This window comes from Bradyrhizobium sp. USDA 10063, from assembly GCF_054063735.1.
The window spans coordinates 617,833-635,216 of record NZ_JBSSGP010000002.1; the positions used below are offsets into that span (position 1 = coordinate 617,833).

16 protein-coding genes and 1 pseudogene are annotated in these 17,384 nt (G+C 64.7%); 4 read left to right on the plus strand and 13 right to left on the minus strand.

Annotated elements, in window-relative coordinates; all coding sequences use genetic code 11:
• Positions 1-157 precede the first annotated feature (157 nt).
• The 8 genes from ACVJGD_RS04770 to ACVJGD_RS04805 all read right to left on the minus strand — a co-directional run bounded on the left by ACVJGD_RS04770 (position 158) and on the right by ACVJGD_RS04805 (position 10,316).
• The gene (locus ACVJGD_RS04770) at positions 158-898 is read right to left on the minus strand and encodes an SDR family NAD(P)-dependent oxidoreductase (RefSeq protein WP_456633280.1); all 741 of its coding nucleotides are present in this window, start codon (positions 896-898) and stop codon (positions 158-160) included.
• Between the two features lie 160 nt (positions 899-1,058).
• On the minus strand, positions 1,059-2,570 hold the full coding sequence (gene purF / locus ACVJGD_RS04775) for an amidophosphoribosyltransferase (RefSeq protein WP_456640168.1): 1,512 nt from the start codon (positions 2,568-2,570) through the stop codon (positions 1,059-1,061).
• A gap of 62 nt (positions 2,571-2,632) precedes the next feature.
• Complete coding sequence (locus ACVJGD_RS04780; RefSeq protein WP_027579562.1) at positions 2,633-3,262, minus strand: CvpA family protein; 630 nt, start codon at positions 3,260-3,262, stop codon at positions 2,633-2,635.
• A gap of 175 nt (positions 3,263-3,437) precedes the next feature.
• The gene (radA, locus tag ACVJGD_RS04785) at positions 3,438-4,895 is read right to left on the minus strand and encodes a DNA repair protein RadA (protein WP_456633281.1); all 1,458 of its coding nucleotides are present in this window, start codon (positions 4,893-4,895) and stop codon (positions 3,438-3,440) included.
• A 132-nt stretch (positions 4,896-5,027) separates the two neighbouring features.
• Entirely contained in the window at positions 5,028-5,753 is a 726-nt protein-coding gene (locus tag ACVJGD_RS04790) for a sulfite exporter TauE/SafE family protein (protein ID WP_456633282.1), read from the minus strand.
• A gap of 984 nt (positions 5,754-6,737) precedes the next feature.
• Positions 6,738-7,508 (minus strand): exodeoxyribonuclease III, encoded by a 771-nt coding sequence (locus ACVJGD_RS04795; RefSeq protein WP_456633283.1) that lies wholly within the window; start codon positions 7,506-7,508, stop codon positions 6,738-6,740.
• Positions 7,509-7,541: 33 nt separating this feature from the next.
• A complete protein-coding gene (alr, locus tag ACVJGD_RS04800; RefSeq protein ID WP_456633284.1) occupies positions 7,542-8,774 on the minus strand; it encodes an alanine racemase in 1,233 nt (410 codons plus the stop codon).
• Positions 8,775-8,816: 42 nt separating this feature from the next.
• Positions 8,817-10,316: a replicative DNA helicase gene (locus ACVJGD_RS04805; protein WP_456633285.1), complete on the minus strand. Its 1,500-nt coding sequence runs from the start codon at positions 10,314-10,316 to the stop codon at positions 8,817-8,819.
• Between the two features lie 570 nt (positions 10,317-10,886).
• Here ACVJGD_RS04805 and ACVJGD_RS04810 point away from each other — a divergent pair.
• Positions 10,887-11,036 (plus strand): hypothetical protein, encoded by a 150-nt coding sequence (locus ACVJGD_RS04810; protein ID WP_456633286.1) that lies wholly within the window; start codon positions 10,887-10,889, stop codon positions 11,034-11,036.
• Positions 11,037-11,038: 2 nt separating this feature from the next.
• Here the strand turns inward: ACVJGD_RS04810 and ACVJGD_RS04815 are convergent, their stop codons facing one another.
• Positions 11,039-12,289: a class I SAM-dependent methyltransferase gene (locus ACVJGD_RS04815; protein WP_456633287.1), complete on the minus strand. Its 1,251-nt coding sequence runs from the start codon at positions 12,287-12,289 to the stop codon at positions 11,039-11,041.
• Between the two features lie 257 nt (positions 12,290-12,546).
• Here ACVJGD_RS04815 and ACVJGD_RS04820 point away from each other — a divergent pair, with 257 nt between their 5' ends.
• The 3 genes and pseudogenes from ACVJGD_RS04820 (at position 12,547) to ACVJGD_RS04830 (ending at position 14,624) form a co-directional block, all read left to right on the plus strand.
• Positions 12,547-13,443, plus strand: a complete 897-nt coding sequence (locus tag ACVJGD_RS04820; protein ID WP_456633288.1) for a hypothetical protein — start codon at positions 12,547-12,549, stop codon at positions 13,441-13,443.
• A gap of 110 nt (positions 13,444-13,553) precedes the next feature.
• Positions 13,554-14,163, plus strand: a pseudogene (locus ACVJGD_RS04825) (TetR/AcrR family transcriptional regulator).
• Entirely contained in the window at positions 14,160-14,624 is a 465-nt protein-coding gene (locus tag ACVJGD_RS04830; protein ID WP_456633289.1) for a PaaI family thioesterase, read from the plus strand. Before ACVJGD_RS04825 ends, ACVJGD_RS04830 begins: the two are co-directional and overlap by 4 nt.
• A 42-nt stretch (positions 14,625-14,666) precedes the next feature.
• Here ACVJGD_RS04830 and rplI read toward each other — a convergent pair whose 3' ends face one another.
• The 4 genes from rplI to rpsF form a co-directional block, all read right to left on the minus strand.
• Positions 14,667-15,269 carry a 50S ribosomal protein L9 gene (rplI, locus tag ACVJGD_RS04835; protein WP_456633290.1) on the minus strand — a complete coding sequence of 201 codons (603 nt, stop codon included), beginning with the start codon at positions 15,267-15,269 and terminating at the stop codon, positions 14,667-14,669.
• Positions 15,270-15,310: 41 nt separating this feature from the next.
• On the minus strand, positions 15,311-16,282 hold the full coding sequence (locus tag ACVJGD_RS04840; RefSeq protein ID WP_456633291.1) for a DUF2232 domain-containing protein: 972 nt from the start codon (positions 16,280-16,282) through the stop codon (positions 15,311-15,313).
• A 127-nt stretch (positions 16,283-16,409) separates the two neighbouring features.
• On the minus strand, positions 16,410-16,649 hold the full coding sequence (gene rpsR / locus ACVJGD_RS04845; RefSeq protein ID WP_054163395.1) for a 30S ribosomal protein S18: 240 nt from the start codon (positions 16,647-16,649) through the stop codon (positions 16,410-16,412).
• A gap of 5 nt (positions 16,650-16,654) precedes the next feature.
• Complete coding sequence (rpsF, locus tag ACVJGD_RS04850; RefSeq protein WP_456640169.1) at positions 16,655-17,131, minus strand: 30S ribosomal protein S6; 477 nt, start codon at positions 17,129-17,131, stop codon at positions 16,655-16,657.
• Positions 17,132-17,384: the final 253 nt, after the last annotated feature.

Consider the following 17,384-nt stretch of genomic DNA (forward strand, 5'->3'; position numbering starts at 1 on the left):
TTTGTTGGCGGGTTTTGCCCGCTCAGGTAGCAGTCAATCGCGCCGAGGAGGTTGAGTCAATCGCTCGTCATTGCGAGGAGCGTAGCGACGAAGCAATCCATGGCTCCACAAGTGGTGAGATGGATTGCTTCGCTTACGCTCGCAATGACGGAAGAAATCACGCCGGCGGATGAAAGCTCATCAGCTTGCGCGTCGGGTAGTCGTAGAACTTGCCGGTCTCGTTCCACTCCGGCGTGCACATCGGCACGATGAATTCCGCCGCCTGCTCGGGCGTGTCGAGATCCATCGGGTCCTCGCCGGGAAACACCGCGGCGCGCATGCGGGTGCGGATCGGGCCCGGGCTGAACAGGTTGATACGCAGCTTTGTGCTCGCGGTCTCATTGGCCCAGACGCGCACCAGCGTTTCCAGCGCGGCTTTCGACGCCGCATAAGGGCCGAGATAGGCGAGCGCCTTGTTCGCCGCGCCCGAGGTGATGAACACCGCGCGTCCGGCGTCGGACACTTTCAAGAGCGGCTCCATGCAGCGGATGAGCTGGAAGTTCGCGGTCACGTTGACCGCCATCACGTCGTTCCAGGATTTCAGGTCGATATGGCCGAGCGGAGAGGAGGGACCGGCGACGCCGGCATTGCCGACGAGGATGTCGAGCTTGCCGTGGCGCTCATGCAGCGCGGCACCTAAGCGGGCGATGCCGTCGGAATCGGTGAGGCTCAGCGGCACCAGCGTCGCGCTGCCGCCGCTTTGCCGGATCTCGTCGTCGAGTTCCTCCAGCCCGCCTTGCGTCCGCGCCACCGCAACGATGTGCGCGCCGGCCTTGGCCAGCGCGAGCGCGGTGGCATAGCCGATGCCGCGCGAGGCGCCGGTAACGAGGGCGATGCGGGAGGCGAGGGGTTTTGTCATCGAGTAAGTCTCTTCGCCGTCGTCCCTGCGAAAGCAGGGACCCATACTCCGCGGCGGTTATGATGTGCGAAACTGTTTGTAACTGGTCGCGCCCAAAAACGGGGGCCGGTGGTTATGGGACCCTGCTTTCGCAGGGACGACACCGTTCGTTGTGTTGTTCTCAGCTCGCTTCCGCCAGCAGCGAGAGCTGCCGCGGCTGCGGCTCGGCTTCGCTGTGGTCCGTGAGGTGCGTCGGATAGGCGCCCGTAAAACAATGGTCGGCGAATTTCGGGTTGGCGGGATCGCGGCCGGCGGGATAGCCCATGGCGCGGTACATGCCGTCGATCGACAGGAAGGCGAGCGAGTCAGCGCCGATGATCTCGCGCATCTCTTCCAGCGTGTGCGTTGCCGCGAGCAGGCCGCCGCGGTCGGGCAGGTCGATGCCGTAATAATCAGGATAGAGGATCGGCGGGGAGGCGAGGCGGAAGTGCACCTCGCGGGCGCCGGCGTCGCGCATCATGCGAACGATCTTCTTCGAGGTGGTGCCGCGCACCAGCGAGTCGTCGATCAGGATGATGCGCTTGCCTTCGATCGCTGCGCGGTTGGCCGAATGCTTCATGCGCACGCCGAGCTCGCGCACGCTCTGGGTCGGCTGGATGAAGGTGCGGCCGACATAGTGGTTGCGGATGATGCCAAGCTCGAACGGCACGCCGGAATACTGGCTGTAGCCGACCGCGGCGGGCACGCCGGAGTCCGGCACCGGCACCACGACGTCGACATCCGGATGGCTCTCGCGCGCGAGCTGCGCGCCGAACGCCTTGCGGACTTCATAGACCGAACGGCCGCCGACGATGGAGTCGGGCCGCGAGAAATAGATGTATTCGAAGATGCAGGGCCGCGGTGGTTTCGGCGGGAACGGCTTGTGGCTGTGCGCGCCGTTCTCGTCGAACACGATGATCTCGCCGGGCTCGATGTCGCGGACATATTTGGCGCCGATCATGTCGAGTGCGCAGGTCTCCGAGGTCAGGATCGGCCGGCCGTCGAGGTCGCCGAGCACGAGCGGCCGGATGCCGAGCGGATCGCGCGCGCCGACCAGCTTCTTGTTGGTCAGCGCGACCAGCGAGTAGGCGCCTTCGATCGCGCGCAGCGCTTCGATGAAGCGGTCGATGAAATGGCTGCGCTTGGACTGCGCCACCAGATGCAGGATCACCTCGGTGTCGGTGGTCGACTGCATCATGGCGCCGTTCTTGACGAGCTCGCGGCGCAGCGACAGCCCGTTGGTGAGGTTGCCATTGTGGCCGACCGCAAAGCCGCCGGCGTTGAGCTCGGCGAACAGCGGCTGCACGTTGCGCAGGATGGTGGCGCCGGTGGTGGAATAGCGGACATGGCCGACCGCGACTGTGCCGGGCAGGCGCTCGATCACTTCGCGGCGGGAGAAGGTGTCGCCGACCAGGCCGAGCCGGCGCTCGGAGTGGAAGCGGCTGCCGTCGAAGGTGACGATGCCGCAAGCTTCCTGGCCGCGATGCTGGAGAGCGTGCAATCCGAGCGCCGCGATGGCGGCGGCTTCAGGGTGGCCGAAAATGCCGAACACGCCGCACTCCTCGCGTAGCGTGTCGCCTTCGAGATCATCCTGCAATTCGATAGGCCCGGAATTCGGGTCAAGTTGCTCGGCGTGATCGGAAGGAGGTTGCATCGCGTTCATCGCCTTTCTTTGTGGCCTGCGCTGGATGTAGCCCAACAGGCCTAAGTCAAGGTTTAACGGCCCGCAGGTTTTTCGATCAGCTTTTTAAGGCTGTCGCGGGCAGGTTTACTATAGCCATCGCCCGACGCCGGCGCAGCGGGTTCGGCGTCAGTCTGGTCGTCTTCCGGCTTGTTTTTCTTGAACCGCTTTAAGATGGTGTTCTCGGGGTCGTCAGGCAAGAGCGACATCAGCCAATCCCCGGTTCCTTGCAGCACCACGCGGGACTTTGCCCCCGTCACCCAGTCCGGCCGCTGCTTGTCAGGAACCAGCCAGCTAAAGAACAGGAAGGCGACGACCACGATCAGGAGCCCGCGCGCCAGCCCGAACAGGAAGCCGAGCGTCCGGTCGAGCGCGCCGATGCGCGAATCCAGGATCATGTCGGAGATCCGCACCGTGATGATGGACACCACGATCAGGGTACCGATGAAGGTGCCGGCAACGACGACGACGGCGGCGACCGTGTCGTTGTTGAAGTAAGTTTTGGCGGTCGGCAACAGCTTCGAGAAAGCATAGAGCGTGACCAGCGCCGCCGCACCCCAGGCGGCGATCGACAGGATCTCCCGCATGAAGCCGCGCACCATCGCGAGCAGGCCCGAGATCAGCATCACCGCGAGCAGGACGAGATCGAGGATCGTTATCGGCATCGGCTGGTCAGGTCCGCTCGTTCTTCTTGTAGGCTCTGCAGGGCTCGGCCGCCCGCGAATCGGCGTTTCGGTTCCGTCGTAGCTGACGGGGTTATGGCGCCTCCGGCAAGGCTGGAAAGCACCTGTCCCGCGCGGCGCGATGTATAGCGGCGAGGGCGGTTGAGGTCACCCTGCTTTAGCCCTTCTCGCGACGGAATCGGGCCGGTGTGGCATTTTTCTCAACGGGTTCGGCGTCCCGCTGGGTCTGGTGGTTGCCCCTAGGCGTGCCGCGTGCGGCGATTTCGGCAACCAGCGTGGTCAGCCCGCCGACGCTGTTCAGGGCAAGTCCGGCATCGCCGACATCGCCGCGGGCCGATTCGGGCAGTACGGCGCGGCCGAAGCCGAGTTTGGCCGCTTCTTTCAGCCTGGCCGAGGTCTGCGCCACCGGCCGGACCGCGCCGGACAGCGAAATCTCGCCGAAATAGACCGCATCCGTCGGCAGGGGAGCGTTGACGAGCGAGGACACCAGCGCCGCAGCCGCGGCAAGGTCGGCGGCGGGTTCCTGGATGCGGAGGCCCCCCGCGACGTTCAGGTAGACATCGTGGCCGGAGAGCTTCACGCCGCAATGGGCCTCCAGCACCGCCAGGACCATCGACAGCCGGCTCGGGTCCCAGCCGACCACCGCGCGGCGGGGGGTGCCGAGCGAGGTGGGCGCCACCAATGCCTGCAATTCCACCAGCACCGGGCGGGTGCCCTCGATGCCGGCAAACACGGCCGTGCCGGGACTGCCGAGATCGCGCTCGGACAGGAACAATTCGGAGGGGTTGGAGACCTCACGCAGGCCGAGCCCGGTCATCTCGAACACCCCGATCTCGTCGGTCGGGCCGAAGCGGTTCTTGACCGCGCGCAGGATGCGGAACTGCTGCGAGCCTTCGCCCTCGAACGACAGCACCGCGTCGACCATGTGCTCGACCACGCGGGGGCCTGCGATCTGGCCATCCTTGGTGACATGCCCGACCAGGATGATGGCCGCACCGGTCTTCTTGGCGAAGCGTATCAGCGCCTGCGCCGAGGCGCGGACCTGGGTGACCGTCCCCGGCGCGGATTCCACCGTGTCGGTCCACATGGTCTGAATCGAGTCGATCACGATCAGGCGCGGCACGGCGCCTTCGGACAGCGTCGAGACGATATCCTCGACGGACGTTTCAGAAGCGAGCTGCACCGGCGCATTCGCAAGGCCCAGCCGCTCGGCGCGCAGCCGCACCTGCGCCACCGCCTCTTCGCCAGAGATGTAGACCGCGCGGTGCCCGGCGCGCGCCAGCATGCTGGTCGCCTGCGTCAGCAGCGTCGACTTGCCGATGCCGGGATCGCCGCCGACCAGCAGCACCGACCCGCGCACGAAGCCGCCGCCGGTGACGCGGTCAAGCTCGGTCATCCCGGAAGAGAGACGGGGCGCGTCGTGGCTCTTGCCGGAGAGCGACTCCAGCGCAAACGTCCGCCCCTTGCGCTTGGAGCGGATCGACACCGGCACGTTGCCGGTCGCGTCCTCCTCGGCGAGCGTGTTCCACTCGCCGCAGGCGTCGCACTTCCCCTGCCAGCGATTATACGCCGCGCCGCAATTCTGGCAGACAAAGGAGAGGGTGCTTTTGGCCATCTGAATGCTTGAGTCGCTGCTTTGCGTATCGTGCATAGCACGGTTAAGCCTGACGGCACGAACCCTCAATCATTGGCGGCTTTGGCGCGAGATTGCTTGTGATGGCGCTGGCGGATTGCTGGGGCGGTAGCTCTAGTGAGTTGCGGCCGACCACAGCAGCGACGCGCCGGCCGCAAGCATGATGCCATCCATCACGAGGCGGAACACGTCAGGTTCAAGCCGCAAGACGAAACGCTTTGCCACGAAGGCGCCCGCCATCAGCGAGGAGCCGGCGATCAGGCCTTTGAGCGCGACGTCGGGCGTCAGCGCGCCGAAGCGTTCGAACGTCACCGATTTGCTCAAATAAAGGCCGAGCGAGCTTGCGGCCTCGGTGGCGAGGAATGCGCCCTTGGTGAGGCCGTAGAACAGGAATAGCGGCACGCTCAAAGGTCCGGTCGAGACCACGATGCCCGTGAGATAGCCGATGATGGCACCGCCCAGCGCGAGGTGCCACAACTGCGCCTTCAGTTGATGCCGCGCCAGCCAGTGCCGCACCGGCACCATCGCAATCAGGAACAGGCCGATCGCGATATCGACCGCGCGAGAGGGCAGCGCCAGCAGCGTGCGCGCGCCGAGCGCCGCGGCCGGGATGCCGGTGATGGAGTAGGCGGCGCAGGCCCGCCAATCGACCTGACGCCACCAGGCCAGGATGCGCGAAAGGTTCGCCATCACCGCGGCCACCGCCATGATCGGCACCGCCTGCTTCGGCCCGAACTGATAGATCAGCACCGGCATCAGCATGATCGACGATCCCGTGCCGACGATGCCCGAAAGGGTGCCGGCAATCAGGCCGACGATGAGGACGAAGAGATAGCCCACGAGATGGTGTCCGCGACTCGTTCAGGGGGAAGAGAGCCTACCAATTTTCGTAGTTGGCGCGAGCCCCGAACGACATGCTCCTCGTCCCGAGGAGCCGCGCAAGCGGCGTCTCGAGGGATGGGCCGCGGGCGAGATCGGGGCCTCATGGGTTCGAGACGCGCTACGCGCTCCTCACCATGAGGGTCTGATGGCGCGTGCGCAGCGAGACGAATTTCGTCAGCGATCTTGACGTGATTTGCCCCGTCCAGTCCTCGCGCGAAAAAAAGCATTTCGCTTTCGCCGTCGGGCAAATCAGCACTATTAATCCGCGCGTCTCACCCGAAAGAGGGGCGGGTCGCGATCGTCACGAACGTTGCGGTGAGATGCGGTGGACGCGGGTGTTGCGACTGACGAGCGTGACATCAGCGGACGGCGAAGTCGTGTGGTTCTGGCGCCCCGACGCTGGCGCTAAGTTCGCGGAGATGATCTGCGGGCGACGGTGGCAAGAAAGCCCGGTCACCGGGAAGAGCACGAAGTAAGCCGTAAAACCATCGCGCAGGGAAAGCCGGAGCTGCTCCGGTTGACCTGTGGTCCTACCCCCGTGCTTTTTGTTGCACGGGGCCCATGGGTGCAACCGGCACCCGGCTTTCCCTGCGCCCTCTGATATCGAGGAGGGTGGAAAGTAGCGCAAAGCTCGGACGCAAAGGCGCCGCGAGAATGCGAACTCACATCCCCTCACCACACTCCATCGTCATGCCCGCGAAGGCGGGCATCCAGTATCCGGCGGCCTCTCGGTTCAAGCACCTGCCGTCTCTGGAATACTGGATCGTCCGCCTTCGCGGACGATGACAGCGGAGAACTGTTTGACATTTGAATCAGAACTCGCGCCGTCATTGCGAGGAGCGCAAGCGACGAAGCAATCCATGCTTCGACAAGTCGCGCCATGGATTGCTTCGCTCCGCTCGCAATGACGACACCGTGATTGATGGCAGCCAACGGTGGCAATCACCGCAGCACGATCCACGCCGGCGCGTGGTCGCTTGCGCCTTCCTCACCGCGAATGTCGCGGTCGACGCCGGCCTTCGTCAGACTCGGTGCGAGCACAGGACTGAGCAAGAGATGATCGAGTCTCAGCCCCGCATCGCGCGGCCAGCGGTTGCGCTTGTAGTCCCAGAAGGTGAACATCGGCTGTGCCGGATGCAGCGCGCGGATTGCGTCGCACCAGCCCTGGTCGACGAGCGCCTTGAAGGCGGCACGGCTCTTCGGCTGGATCAATGCATCCTTGTCCCACGAGCGCGTCGGATAGATGTCGAGCCCGGTCGGCGCGACGTTGTAGTCGCCGGCGAGCACGACCGGGATATCCTCTTTCAGGAACTTGGCGGCATGCGCGCGCAGCCGCCTGAACCAGGCGAGCTTGTAGTCGAATTTCGGCCCCGGCTGCGGATTGCCGTTCGGCAGATAGAGGCTGGTGACGATGATACCCTTGACGGCGGCCTCGATATAGCGTGCCTCGTTGTCGGTGCGGTCGCCGGGCAGGGCGGTGCGGATCAATACCGGCTCGGCTTTTCGCGCGAGGATCGCAACGCCGTTCCAGGTCTTCTGCCCGTGCCACACCGCGCCATAACCAGCCTTCTCGATCGCGGGAAACGGAAATTCGGCGTCGGTCGCCTTCAGTTCCTGCAGGCTGACGACATCGGGTTTTGCCGCGCGCAGCCAGCGCAGCAGGTTCGGCAGGCGGCGGTTGATGTTGTTGATGTTGAAGGTCGCGATCTTCATGCGTCGAGACGACCGCGATCCATCCTAACCCGATCAGGTCGGAGTGTTGCCGGAATCGGCAGGCGGTGGCGGCGGCTCCTCCGTGGCGTTGCCGCCCTTGTAGATGCGCGCATAACGCGGACCAAGGCTGGTCAGCACCTCGTAGCCGATGGTGCCGAAATGATGCGCTGTTTCGTCGACCGTGATGCCCTCGCCGATGAGGGTGACCATGTGACCGCGCCGCACGGCATTCTTGTCGAGTTCGGTGATGTCGACGGCAATCAGGTCCATGGAGATGCGGCCGGCGATCGGACAGCGCTTGCCGGCGACCACCACGTCGGCGCCGCGGGTGCCATCGTTCGAGCTGGCAGCACGGAAATAGCCGTCGGCATAGCCGACCGAGATAACCGCCAATCGCGTCGGCCGCCGCGCGGTCCAGGTGCCGCCATAGCCGACGGTCTCGCCGCGATCGACGGTGCGGATCTGCACGATCCGGGCCTTGAGATCGACCACCGGCCGCATCGGGTTGTCGGCCTCGGGCGTCGGGTTGACGCCGTAGAGCGCGGCTCCCGGCCGCACCAGATCGAACTGGAATTGGGGGCCAAGGAAAATGCCGGAGGAATTCGCGAGCGATGCTGGCACGCCGGTGAACAGGCTCGCGATCTCGCGGAAGGTCGTGAGCTGCCTGGCGTTGATCGGATTGTGGAGCTGCTCGGCCGCGACGAGGTGGCTCATCACCAGCGTGATGCCATGATCGCCGGCATTGATGCGCGGGATGATGCCTTGCGCTTCGCTCAGCGTAAGGCCGAGCCGGTTCATGCCGGTGTCGATGTGGACAGCAGCGCCGCCCGACCAGCCCGAGCGGCGGCAGAACACGTCCCATTCGGCGAGTTCGTTGAGGTCGCCGATCACGGGCTGGCAGTCGAGCTTGGCGTAGCTGTCGCCGGTGTTCTGGAAGAAGCCGCCGAGCGCATAGATGGTCGCGGATGGCACCGCCTCGCGGACGGCGCGCGCCTCTTCGATATTGGCGACAAAGAAGGTCTTGCAGCCGGCGTTGGCCAGTGCCCGCGAAACCTGTGCAGCGCCGCAGCCATAGCCGTCGGCCTTGACGACTGCGCCGCATTCGGCCGGAACCGCGGTCTTCTCGAGCTTGCGCCAGTTGGCGATGATGGCGTCGAGATCGACGGTCAGGATGCCCGTAGCGGTCGGAGGCACCGCGAGCTCGTTTGCGTCGGACGAGAGTGGCGAGCCCTGCGGGAGCGATTTCGGATCGGAGGCGACGTTCATGGAGCCGTTTTACGCGGGGCGCCGCATCGGTTCAACCGCACATCAATAGGACCGATCCGGCAACTGACCGTCATGGGCGAGATCGCCGAACCGCGTCACGCTGGCTTCGAAGTGCAGTTCGACGGTACCGGTCGGGCCGTGGCGCTGCTTGCCGATGATGACTTCGGCCTTGCCGTGAGCGAGGTCCATATCAAGCTGCCACTTCTCGTATTCCGGCGTGCCCGCGCGCGGTTCCTTATTGGCGAGGTAATATTCCTCACGATAGACGAACATCACGACGTCGGCGTCCTGCTCGATCGAACCGGACTCGCGCAGGTCGGAGAGTTGCGGACGCTTGTCGTCGCGGTTTTCCACCTGGCGCGAGAGCTGCGACAATGCGATCACTGGAACGTTCAATTCCTTCGCCAGCGCCTTCAGGCTGGTCGTGATCTCCGTGATTTCCTGGACGCGGTTGTCGGTGCCGCGCTTGCCCGATCCCTGCAGGAGCTGGATGTAGTCGATAACGATGAGGTCGAGACCCTTCTGCCGCTTCAGCCGCCGCGCCCGCGCGGTGAGCTGCGAGATCGACAGGCCGCCGGTTTCGTCGACGTAGAAGGGCAGGGACTGCAGCTCGATCGAGCATTCGCGGATCTTCTCGAAATCCATCTCGGTGATGCCGCCGCGGCGGATGTGGCTCGAGGGAATGCCAGTGCGCTCGGCGAGGATACGGGTGGCGAGCTGCTCGCCCGACATTTCGCAGGAGAAGAAGCCGACCGCGCCGCCGTGGATCGCCTTGATGGTGCCGTCGGCCTGCACCTCGCCCTCATAGGCCTTGGCGATGTTGTAGGCGATGTTGGTTGCGAGCGAAGTCTTGCCCATGCCGGGGCGGCCGGCGACGATGATGAGGTCCGACGGCTGCAGGCCGCCCATCTTGGCGTCGAGGTCGCGCAGGCCGGTTGAGACGCCCGACAGCTTGCCGTCGCGCTGGAACGCTTTCGCGGCCATGTCGACCGCAACCGTCAGCGCCTGGGCGAAACGCTGGAAGCCGCCGTCATAGCGACCGGTCTCGGCAAGCTCGTAGAGCTGGCGCTCGGCATCCTCGATCTGGGCGCGCGGTGCGAAATCCACCGGCGCCTCATAGGCGACATTGACCATGTCCTCGCCGATCCGGATCAGGTCGCGCCGCAACGACAGGTCATAGACGGTCCGTCCATAGTCCTGGGCGTTGATGATCGTGGTCGCTTCGGCCGCGAGACGGGCGAGGTATTGGGCAACCGTCATGCCGCCAATGTCGGTGTCCGCCGGCAGGAAGGTCTTCAGCGTTACGGGGGTAGCGACCTTGCCCATGCGGATCAGGCTACCGGCGGTCTCATAGATCGTCTGGTGGAGCGGCTCGAAGAAGTGCTTCGGCTCGAGGAAATCCGAGACGCGGTAGAAGGCATCGTTGTTGACCAGGATCGCGCCGAGCAGGCCCTGTTCCGCCTCGATATTGTGCGGTGCGCTGCGATAGGCCGGGGTTCCCGGCTCAGGCGCGAGCTTCAGGACATTCGAATCAGTTGCCATGGACGGAATTATTCTTCGGATTTCGCCGTTATTGGGATTGCCGGAGCAGGGGCGGCGATAAAGCGCCACCGCCATCGGAAGCGGAAGTGCCCATGCGCCTTATTCACGATTCACACAAGCGAAGTGTGAATCACGCAGTAAGGCGGCATGACGCTTGACGGATTTCAGGATCGAGGCGGCGAGTCGGGGAACGTTTTGTCGGACAGGCTGAACCTAATTCCGCCTGGACGCACCAACGTCCAAGGGAACGGCGCGTGTTCGGCCGGCTATCTCAGGTGAGGATGAGATAAGCGAACGCAACCAAAGCGGCGACGATGCCCACGGCGATCAGGGCGTAGTCCGTTTTGAGGTCGCGCGGCGCGGATCGAACAAGGATCTGTAGGTCTCGTGGGACATGGCGGTGGTCTACGCCCGAACCGCCCGCTGGCCCTGTGAACCAGATCACATGCGAACGATTTTTATTGCGGCAGGGTAGGCGGGAACGGACCGAAGGGTTTCGGGTTAGTTAAAGCGATGAGCCAGCGATTTCATATCCGGCAATCGGAACAGGGCGACCGGCGATGGTTGTCGATGCTGATCGACGCCATGGAAGAGGCATCGCGCCCGGAAATCCGCAATGTTCCCTGCGAAAAGCACCTGCTCGCTGCCGTGGAAGCGCGGCTCGCGCGTCCGGCCGCAGCCTATCCCTGTTACGGCTCGGCGCTCAGCTTCCGCAACTGAGCCTATTCGCCCGCCAATTGCAGCCGCGGCCGCGCGCGCTGCTCGATGCCCCGCAGCCTGGCCTCTTCCTGGCCGATATAGTCGCGGGTGATCGGCACGACGCCCTGCCGCTTGGTGAGCTGGAGCTGGAAGTTCATCATGTTCTGCTTGCGGAACGACATTTCCGACGCCGCGAAGTAGAACTCCCACATCCGCGCAAAGCGCTCGTCATAGAGGCGGACGGCCTCTTCGCGCCGCGCCATGAAGCGCTCCCGCCAGGCCTTCAGGGTCTCCGCATAGTGCAGGCGGAGGATCTCCATGTCGCAGACCAGGAGCCCGGCCTTCTCGATCGCGGGCATGACTTCGGAGAGCGCCGGGATATAGCCGCCGGGGAAGATGTACTTCTCGATCCAGGGACTCGTCACGTCAGGCCCCGTCGACCGGCCGATCGAGTGCAGCACCATGACGCCGTCGTCGGTCAGCAACTCGGCGCAGCGGCGGAAATAGGTTTCGTAGAAGTCGACGCCGACATGTTCGAACATGCCGACCGAGACGATGCGATCGAACGGACCGGGGATGTCGCGATAGTCCTCGAGCAGGAAGCGCGCCGACTGCGACAGGTTCTTCTCCGCCGCCCGCGCGTTCGACACCTGGAGCTGCTCGGTGGAGAGCGTGACGCCGGTGACGTCGGCCCCCGTCATTTCGGCGAGGTAGAGGCCAAGCCCACCCCAGCCTGAACCGATATCGAGCACGCGCTGGCCCGGCCGCACCACGAGCTTGGCGGCGAGGTGGCGCTTCTTGGCGAGCTGGGCGTCGTCCAGCGTCGCGTCCGGGGCTTCGAAGTAGGCGCAGCTATATTGCTTGTCGGCGTCAAGGAAGAGGGAATAGAGTCGGCCGTCCAGGTCGTAGTGATGGGCGACGTTGCGCCTCGACCGGCCGCGCGGATTGAACTGCCAGATGTGCCTGCCAAGGTAACGCAGCAGCCATTGCGGCTTGGCCCAGCCCGGCAACATGTCGGGCTGATCCATCAGGATGGCCAGCGCGTCCGCGATCGAGCCATTCTCGACAACGAAAGTGCCGTCCATATAGGCTTCGCCGAGATGGAGCTCGGGATCGAGCAGGATCCGCCGCTCGGCGCTTGCCGTCTTGAACCGTACCGAGACCGGCTGGCCGGAGCCGTCACCGCAGGTGAACTTCGCCCCTCTCGCAGTCGTGACGGTCAGCGCGCCACGGCGAATGTATTGTTCCAAGAAATAACGCAATAAACGGTCCATCGAAGCACCACAGAGCGACTGGCCGTTACCCCTGACGCGCAGTGGAACAGATGGTTCCAATGTGAGTCAACATCACGATAGGTATGATCAGGGAGAAGCGCTATTGCGTTGTAGTCAAAGCGGATATTCCCGAATGTGACAATTGCGTGGATGGGTCATAACTGCGCTTCCATTCGCCCGATAATCGGCTAAAAGGGGCGCGCCGCGACCGGATCGAGCAGGGCCGGAGGGCGTTTCCATGATCAGGAGAATGGGGGATGTGGGGCCGAGCGCTCATTTTCGCGACGGTGATTCTTGTTGTCGCCGGCCTTGCGGCGAACTCGGCACATGCCCAGCCGACCAACCTTGAGGCCGGCAAGAGCCCCTCGCAGATCTTTGCGGGCACCTGCAGCGCCTGCCACAAGTCTCCGCGCGGCCTGCTCAAGAGCGTCAGCTCGTCCGCGCTCCCGGGTTTCCTCCGCCAGCACTACACCACCAGCAGCGATATGGCCTCGCTGCTGGCGTCCTATCTCGTTTCCAACGGCGCCAGCGATACGCGATATCAGGGCCGGCAGGAGCAGGCCAAGCACGGCAAGGATGCGAAGCAGCAGCAGGAGGCCGCGCGGCCGGCCAACCCACCGGAACCGGACCGGCCCAGCCGCAGGTTCTTGTTTCCATGGAGCACGCCCGAGCCCGCACCCGACGCGCAGCAGGCCGCCAAGCCTGATGCTGACGGCCTCAATCCACAAGGCGAGGGCAGACGGCAGCGGCGCAACGCCAAGCGGTCGCCGCCGCCGAGCGAGGGGGCGCCTGACGCAACCAATCCGGAGCAGGCAACCGAGTCCAAGCCGGGTGCAAAGCAGAAGCTGGGCAAGCGAAATAAGCCCAGCGAGGAAATCCAGCCGGAGCCTGCCAAGCAGTCCGAGCCCGCTGGAGACGCGACGCCGAAGGACAATGCGGCCAAGGTTGATGGCAGCAAGGGCGAAATCGACAAGCCAGCCGAAAGCGCCAAGCCTGCCTCCGAAAGCAAGCCGGATACGGCCAAGGCTGATGCTCCGAAGGAGAACGGCGGCAGCGCGCCGGCATCGCCAGCCGCCGCTGCAGCGCCGAGTGCGCCGGAACCGCCCGCAAGCCCGTCTGCAGCTACTCCAGCGGCTCCTGCACCTCAGCAGTGACGGCGTCACGCCGACCTCGCGTAGCCTCGACAGAATGCAGTTCCGCACTACCGCGGAACTTGACCGCGACTAGAGTGTTGCTCTAGAGTGCGCCTCTAGAGAGGCGGAGCATGGCTACCACAGCGCGAGATGACCTGTTGGCCGCGGGTCTCGCGGTCTTCGACCGCGATGGGTTTGAGGGCGCGACAGTTGCGGCCATCCGAACCCATGCACGGGCCTCCAACGGCAGCTTCCTTCCACTTCTTCGGATCGAAGAAGGAGCTTGCCGGCACTCTGTTTCTGGACATCCTGCAGCGCTATCACGCCGCCATGCTCGCGGTGCTCGATCGATCCTGCGGAGCGCGGGAAGGGGTCAGGCGGCTGATCCGCGCGCATCTCGACTGGGTCGTGAGCGAACGGCGCGAAGCGCGCTTTCTGTTCGAGATATCCCGCAGCGAATGGAGCGACGAGCTTCGTGACGCACAGCGCGCCGAGAATGTGCGGCTCGCTGACGGGATCGAGCGCTGGCGAGCGCCGCTGCTTGCGAGCGGCGAGCTCTTGCCGACGCCGCCGACCGTTTTCATCAGCCAGATCATCGGGCCAGCGCAGATCTTTTGCCGTGCCTTCCTGTCGGGCCGCGACCGCACAGATCCGAGGGAGCAGACCGACGCGCTGATTGCCTGCGCGATCCGCGCCGTTGTCGCTCCCAGTGCAGCAGACAGAAGCGGAGATACGCCATGACGGAGGATTTGGATTCCGATTTCAAGCCGATCGCGACGCGCATCCGCGACAATGTCGGTCGCCAGGGATTCATGGATCATATCGGCGCGGAATTGTCCGAGCTTGCCCGCGGCGCCTGCACGATCGAGGTCGGGCGGCGGCCGGAGCTATTGCAGCAGCATGGTCTGTTCCACGGCGGCGTCACCGCCTTCCTGGTCGACAATGCAACCACCATCGCGGCGGCGACCACGCGCGGCCAGGCAGCGCTCACGGCCGAATACAAACTGAACCTGTTGTCGCCGGCATCCGGCGATCGCCTGATCTGCCGCGCGCGGGTGATCAAGCCGGGGCGGCAGGTCGCCGTCGTCGCAGCCGACGTGTTCTGCGTGATCGACGGCAAAGAGAAGCACACCGCGACCGCGCTCGCTTCGATTGCCATGCTGGATGAGAAGGCGGCGGCCCGAATCGAAAGCCCGGCCTGATCGAGGCCGGGCTTTTGATCCTGTAGTAGCAGACGAAGAGGCTTACTTCTCTTCAGTCGCCGGCGCCGGCTCCGCCGGCTCCTCGTGCTGCGCTTCCGGATCGAAGAACTCGCCGGCGGCGGCAAGCGCCTCGGCTGCGGCGTCCTGGTCTTCCTGGCGGGTCGAGATGTCCTCGCCGCGCTTGATGCGCTCAGCCTCGTCGGCACTGCGCGCGACGATGACGGCGATGCTGGTCTCGACCTCGGGGTGGACGGCGATCGTCACCTTCTGCTGGCCGATCACCTTGATCGGCGAGTCCAGCCAGACTTGCGGCCGGCTGACGGTGACGCCGTCGGTCGCCAGCGCCGCGACGATGTCGCGTACCGAGACCGAGCCGAATAGCTGACCGCTCTCGGAGGCCTGGCGAATGATCACGATCTCACGGCCGTCGATCTTCTCCGCCACCTTGCTGGCTTCGGACTTGGCCTTGAGGTTGTTCGCCTCGAGCTCGGCCTTCATGCCCTCGAACTTGGCGCGGTTATCGGCGGTGGCGCGCAGCGCCTTGCCGCGCTTCAAGAGGAAATTGCGCGCAAAGCCGTCGCGCACTTTCACGACCTCGCCCATCTGGCCGAGTTTGGCGACACGTTCCAAAAGAATGACTTCCATATTGCTTCTCCTTCAATCTTGGTTGGGTTGATCGGTTGAGTTCAGGACACAGGGAGCGGCGGCGGCCTTCTGCGCAGATAGCGTTGGCGCAATCCGAACAGCGCATCGGCTATTCCGAGCACCACCATCGCCACCACAGGCCAGGTGAAGATCACGACCACGGCATAGGCGCAGCTCAGCCAGAACGCGCGGCTATTGAGCGATTGCGTCACCGTGTGCAGGACGGCGAAACCGGTGAGCGCATAAGCCGCCATCAGGGCTGTGGTCGTGACCTGTGCGAGGATGGCCAATAGGCCACTGGTGAAGCAGAAGGCGATGGCGACGCACGAGGCCACCAGCGTCATCGCCGGGAGCGCCGTCGCCCGCAGGTCGGGCCATGGACGTCGCAGGCGGCCCGAGGTCGCCGTGATCAGGGTCGCGAGCCAGAGATTGATCGTCAGAGATATCATCGTGACAATGACCGCGGCGAGGGGCGCGATCGCGACCATTGCGTCGACCACGCGTTCCATGTCGCCGCTCGCCGTCACCATGCGCGAGTCCAGGACCCGCAGCAGGCCGCGCTTCATGGCAGCCGAGATGCTGGCGGCGTCGGTGCCCAGCGTGAGCAGGGCCGCCATCGTGGTGAGTACGGCGAAGCCCGCGATCCAGAGCAGGATACGGCCGACCGGGTACCATTCGAGATTGACGGCCGCCGGCGCAGGTGCGCCGCCCGGGTTCGGCTCGGCAACCGAGCGTCCCAACAGCGCGAGGTGCCCGAGCCACCAGGCCGGCAGCGCAACCATGATGACAAAGGTGATGCAGTAGGGCAGGCCGAAGATCGCGCCGAGGCCCAGCGCGGCCGCGATCCCACCAATACTTGCCGTGAGCGGACCCCAGCCGAGCCCCGCCACCATCAATGGCAGCGGCGCCAGCCAGAACAGCAACAGCGAGATCATCGCGCCCGAAACGAGCGAGGCGAACATCAACGCCGACGCGCAGCCCGCTGCGATAGCAATGAACAACGTCACGATCATCAGCTGTCCCGCTCCTTTCGAGCGGTTAGAGGTCCTGCCTGCGAACCCCAACCATCGGCGACCGGACGACCCGGAAGCCTTATGAGTAAATGGTCCGCGGTGCGAGAGGCGCCGCGGACCGGATCGATTAGCGAATCACGTAGGGCAAGAGGCCGAGGAAGCGCGCGCGCTTGATGGCGCGGGCGAGCTCACGCTGCTTCTTGGCGGAAACGGCCGTGATGCGGCTCGGCACGATCTTGCCGCGCTCGGAGACGTAACGCATCAACAGCTTGGAATCCTTGTAGTCGATCTTCGGCGCATTCGGACCCGTGAACGGGCAGGTCTTGCGGCGACGGAAAAACGGACGGCGTGCACCAGCATCAGCCATGATTCTTACTCCTCTTCCGCCGCTGCTGCTTCTTCGTCGCGCGGACGGCGCGGGCCACGGTCGCCCCGGAAGCCGCCACCGTCGCGATCACCACGGAAGCCACCGCCATCGCGGTCACCCCGGAAACCGCCGCCACGATCATCGCGCTCGCGGTCACGGTCGGCCTTGCGCATCATCGCGGACGGGCCTTCCTCGAGCTCTTCGACGCGGACGGTGAGATAGCGGATGACGTCTTCGCTGATCCGCTCCTGACGCTCGATCTCGCTGATCGCGGCAGACGGCGCGTCGATGTTCAACAGCACGAAATGCGCCTTGCGGTTCTTGTTCATCCGGTAGGTGAGGGAGCGCACGCCCCAGCTCTCGGTCTTGGTGACCTTGCCGCCGGCCTGTTCGACGATGCCGGTCATCTGCGCGGTCAGCTCGTCAACCTGCTGGGTGCTCGCGTCCTGGCGCGCGAGAAAAACATGCTCGTAAAGAGGCATGGATGTCCTTTCTAAAGTCGTTGGCGCGGTTCCCGGCGACAAGCCCTTCGAGACCTTCGGAAAGGACTCGATGTTGCTCAGAAGGCGGAAGCACGGGACGACGGGCCGACTGGCCCTGCCACATCAAAATCAACGAGTGAGATTGCTGAGACCGTCCGTTCAGCTCCCGGCCGGGACCCACGGATGGCGCGCTTTATAAGGATTTTGCGCGCCTTGGCAAGGTTGCCGGGCGAGGTTTTCAGCCTGTCGGCGG